This window comes from Kitasatospora sp. NPDC057936 (assembly GCF_042887525.1).
In the GTDB taxonomy this organism is placed as follows: Bacteria; Actinomycetota; Actinomycetes; order Streptomycetales; family Streptomycetaceae; genus Kitasatospora.
In genome coordinates, this window is the sequence record NZ_JBHVPD010000092.1 from 1 (window position 1) to 18088 (window position 18088).

General features: G+C 73.8%; 15 protein-coding genes and 1 pseudogene. 4 read left to right on the top strand and 12 right to left on the bottom strand.

The genetic code is table 11. The features are described 5' to 3' along the window. Positions 1-185: 185 nt before the first annotated feature. The 11 genes and pseudogenes from lysX to ACFVU9_RS35305 form a co-directional block, all read right to left on the bottom strand. Positions 186-1727, bottom strand: a pseudogene (gene lysX / locus ACFVU9_RS35255) (bifunctional lysylphosphatidylglycerol synthetase/lysine--tRNA ligase LysX); the annotation flags it as partial. A gap of 110 nt (positions 1728-1837) precedes the next feature. Continuing rightward, positions 1838-3505 (bottom strand): hypothetical protein, encoded by a 1668-nt coding sequence (locus ACFVU9_RS35260; protein WP_387600609.1) that lies wholly within the window; start codon positions 3503-3505, stop codon positions 1838-1840. A 233-nt stretch (positions 3506-3738) separates the two neighbouring features. Beyond that, positions 3739-4485 (bottom strand): hypothetical protein, encoded by a 747-nt coding sequence (locus ACFVU9_RS35265; RefSeq protein ID WP_380442381.1) that lies wholly within the window; start codon positions 4483-4485, stop codon positions 3739-3741. 82 nt (positions 4486-4567) lie between these two features. Further along, entirely contained in the window at positions 4568-5353 is a 786-nt protein-coding gene (locus tag ACFVU9_RS35270) for a type III pantothenate kinase (RefSeq protein ID WP_387600612.1), read from the bottom strand. A 48-nt stretch (positions 5354-5401) separates the two neighbouring features. After that, positions 5402-6370, bottom strand: a complete 969-nt coding sequence (gene nadC / locus ACFVU9_RS35275; protein ID WP_359965108.1) for a carboxylating nicotinate-nucleotide diphosphorylase — start codon at positions 6368-6370, stop codon at positions 5402-5404. A 5-nt stretch (positions 6371-6375) separates the two neighbouring features. Next, positions 6376-8073, bottom strand: coding sequence for an L-aspartate oxidase (locus ACFVU9_RS35280; RefSeq protein WP_380503835.1), 1698 nt, complete (start codon positions 8071-8073; stop codon positions 6376-6378). Between the two features lie 15 nt (positions 8074-8088). Next, the gene (panD, locus tag ACFVU9_RS35285; RefSeq protein ID WP_380442374.1) at positions 8089-8538 is read right to left on the bottom strand and encodes an aspartate 1-decarboxylase; all 450 of its coding nucleotides are present in this window, start codon (positions 8536-8538) and stop codon (positions 8089-8091) included. Between the two features lie 80 nt (positions 8539-8618). Beyond that, positions 8619-9524, bottom strand: coding sequence for a pantoate--beta-alanine ligase (panC, locus tag ACFVU9_RS35290; protein ID WP_387600617.1), 906 nt, complete (start codon positions 9522-9524; stop codon positions 8619-8621). After that, positions 9511-10479, bottom strand: a complete 969-nt coding sequence (locus ACFVU9_RS35295) for a Rossmann-like and DUF2520 domain-containing protein (protein WP_380442370.1) — start codon at positions 10477-10479, stop codon at positions 9511-9513. Before ACFVU9_RS35295 ends, panC begins: the two co-directional genes overlap by 14 nt. A gap of 152 nt (positions 10480-10631) precedes the next feature. Next, positions 10632-11321 carry a response regulator gene (locus ACFVU9_RS35300; RefSeq protein ID WP_380442368.1) on the bottom strand — a complete coding sequence of 230 codons (690 nt, stop codon included), beginning with the start codon at positions 11319-11321 and terminating at the stop codon, positions 10632-10634. Positions 11322-11353: 32 nt separating this feature from the next. After that, positions 11354-12547, bottom strand: a complete 1194-nt coding sequence (locus ACFVU9_RS35305) for a sensor histidine kinase (RefSeq protein ID WP_380442453.1) — start codon at positions 12545-12547, stop codon at positions 11354-11356. Between the two features lie 165 nt (positions 12548-12712). Here ACFVU9_RS35305 and ACFVU9_RS35310 point away from each other — a divergent pair, with 165 nt between their 5' ends. Next, positions 12713-13696 (top strand): SAM-dependent methyltransferase, encoded by a 984-nt coding sequence (locus ACFVU9_RS35310; RefSeq protein ID WP_387600621.1) that lies wholly within the window; start codon positions 12713-12715, stop codon positions 13694-13696. 46 nt (positions 13697-13742) lie between these two features. Further along, complete coding sequence (locus ACFVU9_RS35315; protein ID WP_380442364.1) at positions 13743-14912, top strand: NADH-quinone oxidoreductase subunit D; 1170 nt, start codon at positions 13743-13745, stop codon at positions 14910-14912. An 83-nt stretch (positions 14913-14995) separates the two neighbouring features. Here ACFVU9_RS35315 and ACFVU9_RS35320 read toward each other — a convergent pair whose 3' ends face one another. Beyond that, positions 14996-15880, bottom strand: a complete 885-nt coding sequence (locus ACFVU9_RS35320; RefSeq protein WP_380442362.1) for a hypothetical protein — start codon at positions 15878-15880, stop codon at positions 14996-14998. A 139-nt stretch (positions 15881-16019) separates the two neighbouring features. On the opposite strand from ACFVU9_RS35320, the gene ACFVU9_RS35325 reads away from it, so the two are divergent. Both ACFVU9_RS35325 and ACFVU9_RS35330 read left to right on the top strand, forming a co-directional pair. Beyond that, positions 16020-16874, top strand: a complete 855-nt coding sequence (locus tag ACFVU9_RS35325; protein ID WP_380496649.1) for a glycerophosphodiester phosphodiesterase — start codon at positions 16020-16022, stop codon at positions 16872-16874. Positions 16875-17018: 144 nt separating this feature from the next. Next, positions 17019-17981 (top strand): Ppx/GppA family phosphatase, encoded by a 963-nt coding sequence (locus ACFVU9_RS35330; protein WP_380442358.1) that lies wholly within the window; start codon positions 17019-17021, stop codon positions 17979-17981. The last annotated feature ends 107 nt before the right edge of the window (positions 17982-18088 follow it).

Consider the following 18088-nt stretch of genomic DNA (forward strand, 5'->3'; position numbering starts at 1 on the left):
CCGGCCCCCGCCGGCTGGCCTCCGCCCGGGGGGGGGAGGGCCGGGGCCGGCCGCCCGCGGATCAGTCGAGGTCTTCCTTGGCCTTCTGGGCCCCGCCCTGGCTGCGGACGATGGCCCGCACCAGGAAGCCGAAGCCGATCGCCATGACCAGCGGCGGGACGATCGCGCTGACGTAGTCCATCAGGTCACTCCTCCTCGGTCTTCTCCGCCGCGGCGGCGGAAGCCTTCGGCTCCGGCTTCACCAGCGGGAAGAGCACGGTCTCCCGGATGTTCTTGCCGGTCAGCAGCATGATCAGGCGGTCCACGCCGAGGCCGAGGCCGCCGGTGGGCGGCATCGCGTACTCCAGGGCCCGCAGGAAGTCCTCGTCGACCTGCATGGCCTCGACGTCGCCGCCGGCCGCGAGCAGGGACTGCGCGGTCAGGCGGGCGCGCTGCTCGACCGGGTCGACGAGCTCGGAGTAGGCGGTGCCGATCTCGGTTCCGAAGATGACCAGGTCCCACTTCTCGGCCACGCCCGCGATCGAGCGGTGCTGGCGGGTGAGCGGGGAGACCTCGGTCGGGTAGTCCTTGATGAAGGTCGGCCGGACGGCGTTCTCCTCCAGCAGGCGCTCGACCATCTCCAGCACGATCTGGCCGTGGCCCCAGCTCTTCTCGAACGGGATGCCGTGGTCGAAGGCCAGCTTGCGCAGCTCCTCGACGGTGGTCTCCGGGGTGACCTCGACGCCGAGGTGGGCGGAGATGCCCGGGTAGACGCTGACCTCCTCCCACGGCTCGGCCAGGTCGATCTCGTGCTCGACGCCGTGCGGGTCCAGGCCCTTGATCACGGTGGTGCCGAGCGCGTCCCGGGCCGCGTTGACGATCGTCTCGCGGATCAGCTCGGCCTGGGTGTCGTAGTCGCCGTAGGCCTCGTACGACTCCAGCGAGGTGAACTCCGGGTTGTGGGTGGAGTCCGCGCCCTCGTTGCGGAAGTTGCGGTTGATCTCGAAGACCTTCTCGGCGCCGCCGACCACGAGCCGCTTGAGGTACAGCTCGGGCGCGATGCGCATGTAGAGGTCGATGTCGTACGCGTTGATGTGGGTCTTGAACGGGCGCGCGTTGGCGCCGCCGTGGACCGGCTGCAGCATCGGGGTCTCGACCTCGATGTAGCCGCGGTCCTCGTAGGTGCGGCGGATCGAGCGGACGACCTTGCTGCGCAGGTGCAGGATCTCGCGCGCCTCAGGGTTCACGATCAGGTCGACGTAGCGCTGGCGGACCCGGGCCTCCGGGTCGGTCAGGCCCTTGTGCTTGTCCGGCAGCGGGCGCAGGCACTTGGCGGTGAGCTCCCAGCGGTCGACCATGACGGACAGCTCGCCGCGCTTGGAGGTGATCACCTCGCCCTCGACGCCGACCTGGTCGCCGAGGTCGATGTCCGCCTTCCAGGCCGCCAGCCGCTCCGGGCCGAGCTTGTCCAGGGAGAACATCACCTGGAGGTCGCCGCTGCCGTCGCGCAGGGTGGCGAAGCAGAGCTTGCCGCCGGTGCGGGAGAGGATCACCCGGCCGGTGACGCCGGCGCGCTCGCCGGTCGCGGTGTCGGGCTCCAGGTCCGGGTGCTTGGCGCGCAGGTCCGCGATGGTGGTGGTGCGGGGGAAGCCGACCGGGTACGGGTCGACACCGGCGGCCCGGAGCCGGTCGAGCTTCTCGCGCCGGACGCGCATCTGCTCGGGAAGGTCGTCGGTCGCGGGAATAAGACTCTGATCGCTCACCCCACAAGGGTAGCCAGCCACACACCGTGCTCCGCCACGGGATAACCCCGTGGGGAGGGCACGTCGGGCGCCCTCCCCACGGGGGTGCGGACGGCTCAGCCGTTCCGGCGGGCCCGGAGGCGGCGCGAGCCGATCAGGGCGGCGGCGCCGAGGGCGACGGCGGCCGCGCTCGCGCCGGCCAGCGGCAGGGTGGCGGAGCTCCCGGTGTCGGCCAGCTCGGCCCCGCCCGCGGTGCCGGTGGCGCCCGTGGCGGGCGCGGGAGCGGCCGTCGGCGTGGTGTCGGACACCGGCGTACCGGTGCCGCCGTTGGCGGGTGCCCCGGGCCGCAGGGTGACCTTCACGAGGTCGTTGGCCGGGTTGCGGTCCCAGTCCATGACGGCGGTCGGGTGGCCGTCCTGGTAGTCGCTCGACATGTTCTGCAGCGAAACGGTGGCCACCAGTTCCCCGGTGCCGGCGGGGAGCTTCAGGCCCAGCTTGTGCGAGACGCTCGCGCCGTTCGGCATGAACGCGGCGCCCACCCCGTCGCAGGCGTACTTGTTCAGCGGCTGGTCGGACTTCTTGCCGTGGACGTAGTCGTCCGCGTGGCAGGTCTTGGGCAGGTCGGTGACCGTGACGCCCTCGGGGAGCTGCACGGTGACGTGGGGCGCGCCGTCCCCGCCGCTGCGGTCGTAGATCGAGGCCGGGCCGTTGTTGCCCATCCCGGCGGTGAGGACGCCCGCCGCGCCGGAGGTGTCGGGGGCCCAGCCGCCGGTCGCCTGGAAGTCGGCGGAGTTGTCCGCCAGGACCTCCTGCTCGGTGCTGTAGCCGTTCGTGTCGTTGCCGGCCGGGATCCCGTCGCCCGCGCTCTTGGTCAGGGTGGCGGGCGCGCCCGTCCCGGGCTTGAAGGCGAGCCGCTTGCGCAGGTCGTTCAGCCAGCCGGTGCCGTACGCGTCGGCAACGGCGAAGACGTCGTAGCCGGCGACGGTGTAGTAGGCGTCCGGGCCCACGGTGATGTCGAGGCCGTTCAGCTTGACCGCCTGGCCGGGGGCGATCTCGCCGTCGATGGTGCAGATGCCGTGCACGGCGGGCATCGGCGGGTCGTTGTTCCACGGCTGGCCCTTGTCCACCGCGTACTCGCAGTTGGACGGCCAGGTGTCCGCCGTCAGGCCGGCCGACAGGTCGACGTGGACGATCGCCCGCTTGGCGGGCAGCTCCCCGTGGTTGGCGAACTCCAGGTCGGTGGGCAGCTTGCTGCCGACCTTGGCGCCCTTCGTCTGGGAGCGCTGGTGGGTGCGGAACGTGGCCGTGCCGACGTCCACCCGGAAGTCCGCCGTGCCGGTCTCGGCACCGGGCGCGCTGAGGGTCGCGTGGACCGTCCCGCTGGAGCCCGGCTTCGCGCCGGCGACGGCGCTCAGCCACAGGTTGGTGGTGATGTTGATGTTGTCCTGGTCCAGCCGGCCGATGGTGCAGGTGATGACCTTGCCGGCGGTGGTGCAGCCCGGGGCTTCGAGCGTGGCCAGACCGTCGAGGCCGGAGACGTCGAGGGCGAGCTTGACGTCCGAGACGGCGCCGGTGCCGGTGCGGCCGATGTGCAGGAAGACGTTCTCGCCGGACCGCGGCGGCGCGACCGGCCGGCTCGGGATCTGCAGCGAGCCGGACGCCGGGAATACCTTGAGCTGGTGGTCGGCGGCGTGGGCCGGAACGGCCGCGGTGCCGACGGACAGGGCCGCGACGAGCGTGGCCGCACCCGCGCCGAGTGCCCGGCGCGTGCGAGTCGGGTTCACGTGATTCCCCCGGATCGAGTGAGTGTGACTCCGCGACTTTTGGGTACGGCCCCCCGGCCGTCAACCGGGCCGATCCCGCATCAATGCGCGCAGGACCGGACCGAATGCCCCGCCGTACGGCGTGAAGGTTATGAAGATGTGACCGTCATTCAGTGGGGGAATTGCCGGAAAGTCGACACATGGATAAGGGAGGCCGCTCGGCGCGGCCTCCCTTTCGCTCCGTCCGGTCCGGCTCAGCCGGTGCCGGTGGCGAGTTCGACGTCCTCCGGGCCGGGCGCCGGCGTCGCGGGCGGGGCCGGACGGGCGGGCGGCTTGGGGCGGCGGCCGAAGAGTTCCGCCGGCGTGGGCATCCGGTGCGGGCTGGGCGGGTCCTGCGGGGCTGCGGGCCGCTCGGCGGGGGAGTCGGTGCTGCTCATCGTGATCCGTCCTCCAACAGGGGTGGGGAGACTGCTCGGTGGTGCGGCGGGGTTCGGTACGGCCACCAGGTGGCGCGGCTGGCCGACGGCGCGGGCGAGCCGCTCGCGGACGGCGGCCTCGGCGAGCGCGTGGCAGCGCCCGGCCAGCCGGGAGCGGCGGGAGCGCTCCAGGTGGCCGCAGGGCTGGCGGGTGAGCCCGCGCAGCGCGGTGAGGTCCTCGGGGCCGGGCAAGTAGCCGTCGGTCACGGCCTCCTCCAGGCGTTCCAGGTAGCCGCTGGCGCTGCCGGGCAGCGCGGCCCGGTAGCGCCCGAGGTCGGCGAGCAGGAAGGCGCGCAGCCGGCCGCCCTCCTGGACGGCCTCGTCGATCGCCTCGGTCAGACGCAGCGCGTCCTGGACGTCCTCGGCCCACAGCTCGGCGCCCGGGTCGGCGCAGGCCGTCCGTTCGAGGGCCGGGAAGTGGACGGGGACGGCGGGGTGCAGGGCTTGGGCGAGGGCGCGGCGCAGCACGCGGACTTCGTCGGCGCTGAAGGCCATGCCGCCGCGCGATCCGTGTGGCGTAGGCATGGGCTGACACTACGTGAGGAATATCCGATTTGTCGGTAACGTCGCGCCGATGCCCCACGTTCGGCCCGACGGAACGGCCCGGTCAGCTCGGGCGGTTGCGCTCCCAGACGAGCCGCAGGCCGATGAGGGTGAGCCAGGGCTCGTGGACGTCGATGCTGCCGGCCTCGCCGAGGACGAGCGGGGCGAGGCCGCCGGTGGCGATCACCTGGACGTCGTCCGGGTCCTTGGCGAGCTCCTTGGCCATCCGGTCGACCAGGCCGTCGACCTGGCCCGCGAAGCCGTAGAGGATGCCGGACTGCATGCCCTCGACGGTGTTCTTGCCGATCACGTTGCGCGGCCGGGCCAGCTCGATCTTGCGCAGCTGGGCGCCGCGGACACCGAGTGCCTCCACCGAGATCTCGATGCCCGGGGCGATCGCACCGCCCACGTAGTCGCCGCGGGCGTTGACCGCGTCGAAGGTGGTGGCGGTGCCGAAGTCGACCACGATGCACGGCCCGCCGTACAGGTGGTTGGCGGCCAGCGCGTTGACGATCCGGTCGGCGCCGACCTCCTTCGGATTGTCCATCAGGACGTGCACGCCGGTCTTCACACCGGGCTCCACGATCACCGCGGGGACGTCGCCGTAGTAACGGCGCGTCACCTCGCGGAGCTCGTGGAGCACGGCGGGAACGGACGAGCAGATCGCCAGGCCCTCCACCGAGGCCTCACGGACCGCGGTGCGGCTGCCCATCAACCCCTGCAGCAGCACCGCCAGTTCGTCGGCCGTGCGGCGCGGATCGGTGGAGATCCGCCAGTGTTCCACCACGTCCTCGCCGTCGAACAGGCCGAGTGTGGTCTGGGTGTTGCCGACGTCGATGGTGAGGAGCATGGGGCGCTTTCTGCGAGTCGGGACGGGCCTGGCGTCTTCTCCTGACGGTCAGGCGCGCAGGTCCAGGCCGATGTCCAGGATCGGCGAGGAGTGCGTGAGCGCGCCCACGGCCAGGTAGTCGACACCAGTCTGGGCGACCTCGCGCGCGGTGGCCAGGGTGAGACCGCCGGAGGCCTCCAGCCGGGCCCGGCCGGCCACCAGCGCGACGGCCTCCTTGAGCTGCCCGACGGTGAAGTTGTCCAGCAGGATCAGGTCCGCCCCGGCCTCCAGCACCGGCGGGATCTGCTCCAGGGTGTCCACCTCGACCTCGACCGGCAGCTCGGGGTAGGCGGCCCGGACGGCCCGGAAGGCCTCGGCCACGCCGCCGGCCGCGACGACGTGGTTGTCCTTCACCAGCGCGGCGTCGGACAGCGCCATCCGGTGGTTGGCGCCGCCGCCGCAGCGGACCGCGAACTTCTCCATCGCGCGCAGGCCCGGGGTGGTCTTGCGGGTGTCCCGCACGACGGCGCCGGTGCCCTCCAGGGCGTCGGCCCAGGCGCGGGTCGCGGTGGCGATGCCGGACAGGTGGCAGAGCAGGTTGAGCGCGCTGCGCTCGGCCGTCAGCAGGTCCCGGGTGCGGGAGCGGATCGACAGCAGCACCTGGCCGGCCTCGACCCGGTCGCCGTCCTCGACGTGCCGCTCGACCTCGAACTCCTCCTCGCAGACCAGCGAGACGACGGCCTCGGCGATCCGCAGGCCCGCGACCACGCCGGCCGAGCGGGCGGTGAAGTCGGCGGTGGCGACGGCGTCGGCGGGCACGGTGGCGACCGACGTGACGTCCTCGCCGCCGGCCAGGTCCTCGGCCAGCGCCAGGGTGGCGACGTCCTCGACCTCGATCGGGTCCAGCCCGGCCTGCTCCAGCAGCTCGGCCAGCTGCGGGTCGAGCCCGGTCTCGTAGCCCTCGCCGTCCCCGCAGGCGCAGCCGTCGCCGCAGCCGCCCTGGTCGGCCAGGGGGAGTTCCTCGTGCGAGTGGGACATGGTTCTCAACGCTCCTCGGGGGTGCTGACGGGGTCGCCGGAGGCGGTCAGGTGGGTGATCAGGTGGCGCCGCCAGTGGGCGTCGTCCCGCTCGGGGAAGTCCTCGCGCCAGTGGCAGCCGCGGGTCTCCTCCCGCTGCGCGGCGGCGGCGACCAGGGCGGTGGCGACCAGCAGCAGGTTGGCCGCCTCCCAGGTCTCCACCCGCGGGTCGGCGGGCTTCTCCTCGGCGACGTGCGCGTAGGCCTGCTCGGCGAGCAGGGCCAGGCCGGCCGCGGCGTCGGCCATCGACGCGGCCGAGCGCAGCACGCCCGCGCCGCGCGACATCAGCCGCTGGATCTCGGCCCGCGCCTCGGACGGCGGCAGCGGCACCGGCTGCGCGGCGCGCGCGGCGGCGACGTCCACCGAGCGCTCGGGCAGGTCGTCGGCGCGGTGCCGGCCGGCCAGGTCGGCGGCGATCCGCTCGGCGAAGACCAGGCCCTCCAGCAGCGAGTTGGACGCCAGCCGGTTGGCGCCGTGCACCCCGGTGCAGGCGACCTCGCCGCAGGCGTACAGGCCGGGGACGGTGGTGCGGCCGTGCCGGTCGGTGCGGATGCCGCCGGAGGCGTAGTGCGCGGCCGGGGCGACCGGGATCGGCTCGGTGACCGGGTCGATGCCGTGCGCGCGGCACGAGGCGAGGATGGTCGGGAAGCGCTGCTCCCACATCGCGGCGCCGAAGTGCCGCCCGTCCAGGTACATGTGCTCGGCGCCCTGCTCCTGCATGCGCCGGGTGATCGCCTTGGCGACGATGTCGCGCGGGGCCAGTTCGGCCAGCTCGTGCTGCCCGACCATGAACCGGACGCCGTCGGCGTCGACCAGGTGGGCGCCCTCGCCGCGGACCGCCTCGGAGACCAGCGGCTGCTGGCCCTCGGCCTCGGGGCCGAGCCAGAGCACGGTCGGGTGGAACTGGACGAACTCCAGGTCGGTGACGGCGGCGCCGGCCCGCAGCGCGAGCGCCACGCCGTCGCCGGTGGAGACCGCCGGGTTGGTGGTCGCCGAGAAGACCTGGCCCATGCCGCCGGTGGCCAGCACCACGGCGCGGGCCCGGATGGCGCCGACGCCGTCGCGCTGGCCCTCGCCCATGACGTGCAGGGTCAGGCCGGCGGCGTGCCCGTTCGCGTCGGTGAGCAGGTCGAGGACGAGCGCGTGCTCGATCAGCTCGATGCCCTCCGCGGCCAGGGCCGCTGGTGTCGCTGTGCTGCGGACGGCGGAGACCAGCGCGCGCGATATCTCGGCGCCGGTGGCGTCCCCGCCGGCGTGCGCGATCCGGCGGCGGTGGTGGCCGCCCTCGCGGGTGAGCAGGATCTCGCCGTCCTCGCCGCGGTCGAAGGCGGCGCCGGTGGCGATCAGCCGGCGGACGGCGTCCGGGCCCTCGGTGACGAGGGTGCGCACGGCCTCCTCGTCGCAGAGCCCGGCGCCGGCCACCAGGGTGTCGTCGAGGTGCTGCCCGGGGGTGTCCCCCTCGCCCAGGGCGGCGGCGATGCCGCCCTGGGCCCAGCGGGTGGAGCCGTCGTCCAGCATCGCCTTGGTGACCACCGTGGCCCGCAGGCCGGCTTCGCGGACGTTGAGGGCGACGGTGAGACCGGCCACCCCCGAGCCGACCACGACCACATCGGTGGTGGACGTCCAGCCGGGGGCGGGGGCGGTGAGGCGGTGCTTAACGGGCATGGCTCAGTTGCTCCTTCAGCGCGTGGCCGTCGTGGCCGCGCCGTCGGCGCCACGGTACGCCGTGTCGCCGCGCAGCAGGCCGCTGCCCTCCGGGGCGTCCGCGGGGTCGCCGCCGAGGCCGGTGATCCGGTTGTGCTCGTCCACGAAGACGATCTTCGGCTCGTAGCCCTTGGCCTCGGCCGTGTCCATCTGCCCGTAGGCGATGAGTATGACGAGGTCGCCGGGGTGGACCAGGCGGGCGGCGGCGCCGTTGATGCCGATCACGCCGGTGCCGCGCGGGCCGGCGATGGTGTACGTCTCCAGCCGGGCGCCGTTGTTGATGTCGACGATGTGGACCAGCTCGCCGGGGAGCAGGTCGGCGGCGTCGAGGAGGTCCTCGTCCACCGTGACCGAGCCGACGTAGTGCAGGTCGGCCTGGGTCACGGTGGCCCGGTGGATCTTGGACTTGAGCATGGTGCGGAGCATTGCGGGTCACGCCTCCTGTGAGTGCATGCCTGGGGTGGGAAGAGCTCTATCGAACGATTCTGTGCTTGCCGGTCATCTGCCTAGCGGCAGATGACGTGGACGTTGTCGATCAGGCGGGTCGAGCCCACCTTCGCGGCGACGGCCAGCACCGCCTCGCCCTGGAAGTCGTCCGCCGCCTCGGTGAAGGCGTGCGGGTCGATCAGGGCGAGGTAGTCGAGGGTGACGCCTTCGGCGGCGTCGAGGACGGCCGCGGCGGCCTCGCGCACGGCCTTCGGGCCCTGGGCGGCGACGTCGCGGCCCGCGAACAGGGCCTTCGAGAGGACGAGGGCGCGCTCGCGCTCCTCCTCCGAGAGGTAGCGGTTGCGCGAGGACAGCGCCAGGCCGTCCTCCTCGCGGACGGTCGGCACGCCGACGATCTCGACGTCGAAGTCCAGGTCGGCGACCATGCGCTGGATGACCGCCAGCTGCTGGGCGTCCTTCTCGCCGAAGAAGGCGAAGTCCGGGTCGGTGATGTGCAGCAGCTTGGCGACCACGGTGAGCACCCCGTCGAAGTGGCCGGGGCGGGTGGCGCCCTCGAAGCGCTCGCCCATCGGGCCGGCCGCCAGGCGCACCTGCGGCTCGCCGTTCGGGTAGACCTCGTCGACGGAGGGCGCGAAGACGACGTCGGCGCCGTTCTCCTCGGCCAGCTTCACGTCGTCGTCGAGGGTGCGCGGGTAGCGCTCCAGGTCCTCGCCGGCGCCGAACTGCAGCGGGTTGACGAAGACCGTCACCGCGACCCGGCCCTCCGGGCCGACCTGCTTGCGGGCGGCCCGGACCAGCGCGGCGTGCCCCTGGTGCAGGGCGCCCATGGTCATCACGACGGCGTTGTCGACCGGCCGCTCGTCCGGCCAGAACGCGGCCTCGAAGTCGTCCACGGTGCGGGTGACGACGGCCCGGTGGACCTTCGGCGTCCGCTGGGGCTTGTTCGGCTGCTTACCGCGTGCCATCAGGAATCTCCTCGTTCAGTACGTCCAGCAGCGCCGCCGCCGACGGTTCGTCGATCGTCCCGTTGGCGAGCGCCCGCTGCGCCGTGGCGCGGGCCATCGCCCGGTAGGCCGCCGGGATGTCCGGGGACACCGTACTGAGCTGCGCCAGGTGGCGCCGAACGGTGCCCGCGTCGCCCCGGGCGACGGGGCCGGTGAGGGCCGCGTCGCCGGAGCGCAGGCTGTTGTCCAGGGCCGCGCCCAGCAGCGGGCCGAGCAGCCGGCCGGGCTCGGCGACGCCCGCCGTGCGCAGCAGGTCCATCGCCTGCGCGACCAGCGTGACCAGGTGGTTCGCGCCGTGCGCGAGGGCCGTGTGGTAGAGCGGGCGGACCTCCTCGGGCACCCACTCGGGCTCGCCGCCCATCTCCACGACCAGCGCCTCGGCGACCGGCCGCAGCTCCGCGGGCGCCGTCACGCCGAACGGGCAGCCGGCCAGCCGGTCCAGGTCGACGGAGGTGCCGGTGAAGGTCATCGCCGGGTGCAGGGCGAGCGGCAGCGCCCCGGCCCGGGTGGCGGGCTCCAGGATGCCGACGCCGTGCGCGCCGGAGGTGTGCACGACCAGCTGGCCGGGGCGGACCGCGCCGGTCGAGGCGAGGCCCGCGACCAGGTCGGCCAGGGCGTCGTCGGGGACGGTCAGCAGGACGAGGTCGGCGGCGGCGAGCACCTGGGGCGGGGTGACGATCCGCACGCCCGGCAGCAGCGATTCGGCGCGGCGGCGCGAGGTGGCGGAGACGCCGGAGGCGGCGACCACGGTGTGCCCGGCGAGCTGCAGGGCGGCGCCGAGGGCCGGGCCGACCCGGCCGGTGCCGACCACGCCGACGGTCAGCCGGGCCGGGCGGTTGCCGGGGTCGCGCGGGTCGCCGAAACCGTCGTCGAGCGGGGCGAACTCGGAAAAGTCGCCGCCTTCGTAGGTGCTCACGCGCCCACCTCGCTCCGCTCGGCAGGGGCGTTCGCCCATGCGCGCCGGTCGATGGTGAGTTCGCTGCGCTCACACACGGGGCCCACCTTGTCCCTGATCTCCGTTCCGGTCCACCTCGGGTACCGGACGTACCGCCCCAGTGTACGGGCGCGTCAGTCCCCGGCCCCGGCCCGGATGAGCCCGGCCTCGTACGCGAGGACCACGGCCTGGACCCGGTCGCGCAGGCCGAGCTTGGCCAGGATCCGGCCGACGTGGGTCTTCACGGTGGCCTCGGAGAGCACCAGCCGGGCGGCGATCTCGCCGTTCGACAGGCCCTGGGCGACCAGCAGGAACACCTCCCGCTCGCGGTCGGTGAGCGGGCCGAGGGCGTCCGAGCCGGGCGCGCTCTGCGGGGTGGGGAGCACCTCGGCGAAGCGGTCGATCATGCGGCGGGTGGTGGTCGGCGCGACCACCGCGTCGCCGCCGTGCACGGCGCGGATCGCGGCCACCAGCTCGGTCGGCGGCACGTCCTTGAGCAGGAAGCCGCTGGCGCCGGCCTTGAGCGCGGCGAAGGCGTACTCGTCGAGGTCGAAGGTGGTGAGGATGAGCACGTGCGGGGCGTCCGGCAGCGGGCTGCCGTCCTCGGCGAGGCAGATCCGGCGGGTGGCCTGCACCCCGTCCAGGCGGGGCATCCGGACGTCCATGAGGATCACGTCGACCGGCGTGTGCTTCAGCCTCTCCAGGGCCTGGGCGCCGTCGCCGGCCTCGGCGGCGATCTCGATGTCGCCCTGGGACTGCAGGATCATCCGGAAGCCGGTGCGCAGCAGTTCCTGGTCGTCGACGAGCATCACGCGGATGGTCAAAGGGAGCTCCTAGGGGGTGAGCGGCGGGCGGGCTAGTGGGCCGTCTTCAGGGGCAGGACGGCCCGGATCCGGAAGCCGCCGCCGGGGCGCGGGCCCACGTCGAGGCTGCCGCTGACCATGCCGACCCGCTCGCGCATGCCGATCAGGCCGTGGCCGAGGCCGTCCGTGCCGCCGGAGGCGAGCTGCTCGTCGGTGGTGCCGCGGCCGTCGTCCTCGACCAGGACGGCGAGCTCGCGCTCCCCGAAGTCGACCGCGACCCGGGCGTGCACGTCGGGGCCGCCGTGCTTGCGCACGTTGGTCAGCGCCTCCTGGACGATCCGGTAGACCGTGAGCTCGACGCCGCGCGGCAGTTCGCGCGGGTGGCCCGAGGTCGCGTAGTCGACCCGCAGGCCGGCGGTGCGGACCTGCTCCAGCAGTTCGGGCAGCTCCTCGACGCCCGGCTGGGGCACGTACTCCTCGGCGGTGTCGGCGGTGCGCAGCACACCGAGCAGGCGGCGCATCTCGACCAGTGCCTGGCGGCCGGTGGAGGCGATCGTGCCGAGCGCCTCCTTGGCCTGCTGGGGCGAGTTGTCGAGGACGTAGGCGGCGCCGTCGGCCTGGACGATCATGACGGAGACGTTGTGCGCGACGACGTCGTGCAGCTCGCGGGCGATCCGCGCCCGCTCGGCGGCGACGGCGACCTTGGACTGGGCGTCGCGCTCGCGCTCCAGCCGGGCGGCGCGGTCCTCCAGCTCGGTCAGGTAGGCGCGGCGGACCCGGGTCAGCCGGCCCCAGGCCCAGCAGAGGATGAACGGGGTGCTCATCAGCAGCATGATGAGCAGCGCCTCGCCGATGCTGTACGGCGTGCGGACGGCGGTGACGCCGTCCTCCGCGAAGTGCGTCTTGGCGGGGTTCATCCGCCAGTAGGCGAGCGGCCCGGCGGCCAGCCCGGCGGCCAGGGCCAGCCGGGAGGTCCAGGTGCGGCCGAAGGCGGCGCCGGTGTAGGCGAACACCAGGTAGGCGATGGAGGAGGCGGCCGGGTCGATGTCGAGACCGACCTGGCCGAGGGCGATCGCGGTGGCCGCGGCCACCGCGACGTCGGGCAGGCGGCGGCGGAAGACCATGAGCGCGGGCAGCGCCACCGCGGTGGCGATCTGCGCGTCGAACCGCCAGCCCCCGGAGACGTTGTCGTTCGGCAGGAGGCCGAGGAGGAGCACGATCGCCGCCCAGGCGGCGTCGACCACCATGGGGTGACGGCGGAGCCAGGCGTTGAGTCGATGCACGTCTCAAGCGTAGGCAGTCGCACGACCCGTCCAGGTCCGCCGGTAGGGCGATCCGCCCTACTCCGTAGGTCGGAGAAGCCCCGGCTCCGGTTGGGGAGGGGCCGGGGCCAGCCGGTAGCGTCGCGCCCCATGACGTGGATGCGGTGGGCGCCCGCCATGGAACGGGCCCTGTACGACCAGGAGGCGGGCTTCTACCGCAGGCCGGAGGGCCCGGCGGGGCACTTCCGCACCTCGGTGCACGCCTCGCCGGAGTTCGCCCGTGCGGTGGCCCGGCTGCTGCTGGAGGTTGACGCGGCCCTCGGCCGTCCGGAGGAGCTGGCCTTCGTCGACGTCGGGGCCGGGCGGGGGGAACTGCTGACCGGGGTGCTCGGGGCCGTCCCGGACGACGTGCGCGCGCGGCTGCGCCCGTACGGCGTGGAGATCGCGGACCGGCCGGCCGGACTTCCGTCCACAGCCCTGTGGACGAGCGAGGTGCCGCGGGGTGTCAGCGGGCTGCTGTTCGCCAACGAGTGGCTGGACAACGTGCCGCTGGACGCCGGCGAGGTGGACGAGGACGGGGTGCTCCGGTACGTCGAGGTGGAGACGGAGACCGGCCGGGAGCGGCTCGGCGAGCCCGTCTCGGAGGCCGACGCCGCCTGGGCCGCCCGCTGGTGGCCGGTCGAACACCCCGGGGACTTGGTGGAGTTCGGCGGCCCACGGGACGCCGCCTGGGCGCACGCCGTGGCCGGGCTGGAGCGCGGCCTGGCCGTCGCCGTCGACTACGGGCACACCGCCGCCCGCCGTCCGCTCTTCGGCACCCGCGCCGGTTTCCGGGACGGCCGCGAGGTGGCGCCCGTGCCGGACGGCTCGTGCGACGTCACGGCGCACGTCGCGCTCGACTCGATCGCCGTCCCCGCTGTCCACAGCCTGTGGACGACGCAGCGCGAGGCCCTGCGCGCCCTCGGCGTCAGCGGCGGGCGCCCGCCGCTCGCCCTCGCCTCCAGCGACCCGGTGGCCTACCTCCGGGCCCTCGGCGGCGCCGGGGAGGCGGCCGAACTCACCGACCCGGCCGGGCTGGGTGCCTTCGGCTGGGTCCTGCAGAGCGTCCGCATTCCACCCCTGGAGATTTGGTAGGGGCTCGGAGCCTGGAACCCCTGGTGGGATGGCAGACTCTGAACCCATGAGGGAGACCACGGTCGGCATCGGGGCGGGAGCCGAGAACATCACGGGCGAGGCGGGCACCACCGACATGGTGCTCAACATCGGCCCGCAGCACCCCGCGACGCACGGCGTACTGCGGCTGCGGCTGGTGCTCGACGGCGAGCGCATCGTCACCGCGGAGCCGGTCATCGGCTACATGCACCGGGGCGCGGAGAAGCTGTTCGAGGCCCGCGACTACCGGCAGATCATCATGCTGGCGAACCGGCACGACTGGCTCTCCGCCTTCTCCAACGAGCTCGGCGTCGTGCTCGGCGTCGAGCGGATGCTCGGCATGGAGGTGCCCGAGCGGGCGGTGTGGATCCGCACCCTGCTCGCCGAGCTCAACCGGGTGCTCAACCACCTGATGTTCCTCGGCTCCTACCCGCTGGAGCTCGGCGGGATCACCGCGATCTTCCACTCCTTCCACGGCCGCGAGGACCTCCAGCACGTGCTGGAGGAGGCCTCCGGCGGCCGGATGCACTACATGTTCAACCGGGTCGGCGGCCTCAAGGAGGACCTCCCGGCCGGCTGGCTCGGCCGCGTCCGCACCGCCGTCGCCACCGTCCGCTCGCAGATGCCGGTCTTCGAGGACCTCGTCCTCGGCAACGAGATCTTCCGCGCCCGCACCGCCGGCGTCGGCGTCCTCACCCGGGCGCAGGCCGAGGCGTACGGCGTCAGCGGCCCGATCGCGCGGGCCAGCGGCCTCGACTTCGACCTGCGCCGCGACGAGCCCTACCTCGCGTACGGCTCCGAGGAGCTGCGGCAGGTGCTCACCGTCGTCACCCGCGAGGAGGGCGACTGCCTGGCCCGCTTCGAGTGCCTGCTGGAGCAGACGCTCAACGCGCTGGACCTGGCCGACGCGTGCCTCGACAAGCTCGCCACCCTGCCGGCCGGCCCGGTCAACCTGCGGCTGCCCAAGGTGCTCAAGGCCCCGGAGGGCAGCACCTACGCCTGGACCGAGAACCCGCTCGGGATCAACGGCTACTACCTGGTCTCGCGCGGCGACAAGACGCCGTGGCGGCTCAAGCTGCGCTCGGCGTCCTTCAACAACATCCAGGCGCTGACCGAACTGCTGCCCGGGACCCTGGTCGCCGACATGGTCGCGATCCTCGGGTCGATGTTCTTCGTCGTCGGCGACATCGACAAGTAGACACCGACAAGTAGACACCGACGAGTACGGCGACGAGCAGGGAACGAGCGGGCCCGGGGACGGACGGTCCCCGGGCCCGGCCCTCAGTCCTTCTTCTTCGCCTTGCCGACCGGATCCGCCGGGTGCGGCGCCACCTTGCGGTCGCCCTTCGTGGCGATCCGCTCCTCGCACAGGCCGGCCAGCACGTCGTAGCCCGCCCGGCCCATCAGCTCGGTGAGCTCGGGGCGGTAGCTGACGTACACCGGGTCCGGCCCGCCGTGCGCCTCCGGGCTGCCGGTGCACCACCAGTGCAGGTCGTGGCCGCCCGGGCCCCAGCCGCGGCGGTCGTACTCGCCGATCGTCACCTGGAGGTAGCGGGTGTCGTCCGGCCGGTCGATCCAGTCGTAGGTGCGGCGGATCGGCAGCTGCCAGCACACGTCCGGCTTGGTCTCCAGCGGCTCGCGGCCCTCCTTGAGCGCCAGCGCGTGCAGCGCGCAGCCGGCCCCGCCCGCGAAGCCGGGGCTGTTCACGAAGATGCACGCGCCGCCCACCCGGCGGGTCTGGCGGTCGCCGTCCTCGTCGAGCATGGTGATGCCGCCGTCGGCCTTGATCCGGCCCTTGCCGTCGGTGCCGTGCGCGAAGTTCTCCCAGATGTCCGGCGTCAGCCGGGCGGCGTGGCCGGCGACGCGCTTCTCGTCGTCCTCGTCCGAGTAGTGCGCGCCCAGCGTGCAGCAGCCGTCCGACTCGCCGCGGCCCTCGCGGATGCCGTGGCAGCCGCGGCCGAACACGCACGACCAGCGGGAGGTCAGCCAGGTGAGGTCGCAGCGGAACACCTGCTCCTCGTCGGCGGGGTCGGCGAACTCGACCCAGGCGCGGGGGAAGTCGAGCGGGACCTCGGCGCGCAGGGCCGGCATGGCCAGGTCGACCGGGGCCGGAGCGGCCGGGACCTTCGCCTTGGACTTCTTCTTGGAGGTTTCTGCTGGTGCCACCCGGCAAGGGTAGAGCCTCCGCGGGAACCACCGGCCGTGTCGGGCAGTCCGTTCGGTTTGATGATTCCGAGCCGTTGCGTGTTGGATGCCCCGTGCGTCCGTGCCCGCGGCGCCCGACGCCCGACTGGAGCCCCGAGCCGTGACCGCCTCGCCCCGCGCCGTCCGGACCGCCGTCCTCGCCTCGCTCGCCGTCCTGGCCTCCGGCTGCGCCTCCGGACCCGCGCTGCGGGCCCGGGCGGAGAGCGCGCCGCCGCCGTGCACCGGACCCGTGGTGATCGGCCACCGCGGCGCGCCGCAGAACGCCCCCGAGAACACCATGGCCTCCTTCGACACGGCGCTGCGCCAGGGTGCCGACTGGGTGGAGACCGACGTCCAGACCACCCGCGACGGCGTCCCGGTGCTGATGCACGACCCGAGCGTGGACCGCACCACCAACGGCAAGGGCGCGATCGGCGACCTGACCGCCGCTCAGATAGCCGCCCTGCGGGTGACCATCGGACCGGGCCCGGCCGAGCCCGTCCCCACCCTGGAACAGCTGCTCGAACGGATGGCCCGCACCAACGCCACCCTGCTCATGGAGATCAAGTGGCAGCGCCGGACCGAGGACGTCGTCCGGATCGCCAGGCTCGCGGCGGCCAGCGGCGCCCGGGTCATCATGTACTCGTTCTCGGCCGACCACCTGCGGGTGGCCCACGCGGCCGCGCCCGGACTGCCGATCGTCCTCATCCAGGGCGCCTCCATCGCCGAGAACCCCGGCAACCTGCCGCTGAGCGGCATCGCCCTGGACACCACCCTGGCCAGCGCCTCCCGGATCGCCGCCGAGCGCCGGGCCGGGCACGAGGTCTACGTGTGGACCGTCGACGACGAGGAGTCCTGGCAGCTGATGACCGGCCGTGACGCCGACGGCCTGATCACCGACACCCCCGGCCCGGCCCGCCGCTGGCTGGACGCCAACTGCCCCACCGGCCGCCCGGCGGGACCGCACAGGAACTGAGGGATCCGGCCACCCGGGCCCGGCCCGCCCGCCGGCGTCCGCCGACCCCTGGCACCTGCGACCAGCACCAGTGCCGCGGCGACGCCGAGGCAGTACCGCCGCGACCGATCACCGGCGCGGCCGGATCGCGTAGCGTGGAGAGTTATGCGACTCGGTGTGCTCGACGTAGGTTCCAACACGGTCCACTTCCTCGTGGTGGACGCCCATCCGGGCGCCGCCCCCGTGCCCGCTTACTCGCACAAGGCCGAACTGCGTCTCGCCGAGCTGCTCGACGAGCGCGGGGCGATAAGCGAGGCCGGTGTCGAGCGGCTGGTCGGCCACATCGCCTCCTCGCTGCGCGTCGCCGAGGACAAGGGCGTCGTCGACATCCTGCCCTTCGCCACCTCCGCCGTCCGCGAGGCCGCCAACGGGGAGGACGTGCTGCGCCGCGTCGCCACCGAGACCGGTGTCGAACTGCGGGTCCTGTCCGGCCAGGACGAGGCCCGGCTCACCTTCCTCGCCGTGCGCCGCTGGTTCGGCTGGTCCTCCGGCCGGCTGCTCAACCTGGACATCGGCGGCGGCTCGCTGGAGATCGCCTGCGGCCTGGACGAACAGCCCGACGTCGCCTGCTCGCTGCCGCTCGGCGCCGGCCGGCTGACCGCCCGCTGGCTGCCCGGCGACGTCGCAGACCCGGACGGGCTGCGCGAGCTCAGACGCCACGTCCGCGCCGAGATGGCCACCGTCGTCGGCGAGATCTCCCGGCTCGGCGCCCCGCAGCACGCCGTCGCCACCTCCAAGACCTTCAAGCAGCTCGCCCGGATGACCGGCGCCGCCCCCGCCGACGCCGGCCCGTACGCCGACCGCCGGCTCACCCGCACCGGCCTGTCCGCCTGGCTGCCCCGGCTGTCCACCATGACCGTCGCCGAGCGGGCACAGATCCCCGGCGTCTCCGAGGGCCGGGCCAAGCAGCTGCTGGCCGGCGCGCTGGTCGCCGACGCAGCGATGGACCTCTTCGGTCTCGAGGAGCTCGACGTCTGTCCGTGGGCCCTGCGCGAGGGCATCATCCTGCGCCGCCTGGACGCCATGGACAGCCCCGCCGACCGCCGCCGGCCCGCGCTGACCACCTGAGCCGCAGGCCGCACCGTCACCCCGCAGGACACCGGGGGCGCCTGAGAGCCGCGTCTCGTTCGCCCGGCGTTCGGTGCCGTTCGCGAGCCGGTCCGCTTACGCTGTCT

What these genes read in the sequence shown, in the direction of transcription:
- ACFVU9_RS35310 (WP_387600621.1), top strand. Translation starts at nt 12,713, where the DNA reads ATGACGTGGATGCGGTGGGCGCCCGCCATGGAACGGGCCCTGTACGAC.
- panD (WP_380442374.1), bottom strand. Translation starts at nt 8,538, where the DNA reads ATGCTCCGCACCATGCTCAAGTCCAAGATCCACCGGGCCACCGTGACC.
- ACFVU9_RS35270 (WP_387600612.1), bottom strand. Translation starts at nt 5,353, where the DNA reads ATGCTCCTCACCATCGACGTCGGCAACACCCAGACCACACTCGGCCTG.
- ACFVU9_RS35330 (WP_380442358.1), top strand. Translation starts at nt 17,019, where the DNA reads ATGCGACTCGGTGTGCTCGACGTAGGTTCCAACACGGTCCACTTCCTC.
- nadC (WP_359965108.1), bottom strand. Translation starts at nt 6,370, where the DNA reads ATGTCCCACTCGCACGAGGAACTCCCCCTGGCCGACCAGGGCGGCTGC.
- ACFVU9_RS35305 (WP_380442453.1), bottom strand. Translation starts at nt 12,547, where the DNA reads ATGGTGGTCGACGCCGCCTGGGCGGCGATCGTGCTCCTCCTCGGCCTC.
- ACFVU9_RS35315 (WP_380442364.1), top strand. Translation starts at nt 13,743, where the DNA reads ATGAGGGAGACCACGGTCGGCATCGGGGCGGGAGCCGAGAACATCACG.
- ACFVU9_RS35265 (WP_380442381.1), bottom strand. Translation starts at nt 4,485, where the DNA reads ATGCCTACGCCACACGGATCGCGCGGCGGCATGGCCTTCAGCGCCGAC.
- panC (WP_387600617.1), bottom strand. Translation starts at nt 9,524, where the DNA reads ATGGCACGCGGTAAGCAGCCGAACAAGCCCCAGCGGACGCCGAAGGTC.
- ACFVU9_RS35280 (WP_380503835.1), bottom strand. Translation starts at nt 8,073, where the DNA reads ATGCCCGTTAAGCACCGCCTCACCGCCCCCGCCCCCGGCTGGACGTCC.